This window comes from Desulforhabdus sp. TSK (genome assembly GCF_022836495.1).
Lineage (GTDB): Bacteria > Desulfobacterota > Syntrophobacteria > Syntrophobacterales > Syntrophobacteraceae > Desulforhabdus.
The window spans coordinates 1-255 of sequence record NZ_BQXM01000275.1; the positions used below are offsets into that span (position 1 = coordinate 1).

Below are 255 nucleotides of genomic sequence, written 5' to 3' on the forward strand. Positions count from 1 at the left end.
TGAAGCCCACCGCCGTAACGGAGGCCTTTCAACTGCGGGTCCGGTTGAGCGGACTGGATATTCCCTATCAGGGGCCACATTGTCTGCGCCACTCCTATGCCACCCATTTGCTCCGTCAGGGCGCATCAGTTAAGGCCATAGGCGATCTGCTCGGGCATCGCGATGCAGAGAGCACATGCGTCTACTTGAGGCTGGCTACGGAAGAGCTTCGAACGGTAGCGCTCCCTGTGCCGGAAGAACGCAGAAGCGAGACCC

At 60.0% G+C, this 255-nt stretch carries 1 protein-coding gene; it reads left to right on the plus strand.

Annotated features, from left to right (window positions below; genetic code table 11):
* On the plus strand, positions 1 to 255 hold a 255-nt coding region (locus MWC30_RS22375), incomplete at both ends, for a tyrosine-type recombinase/integrase (RefSeq protein ID WP_244086377.1).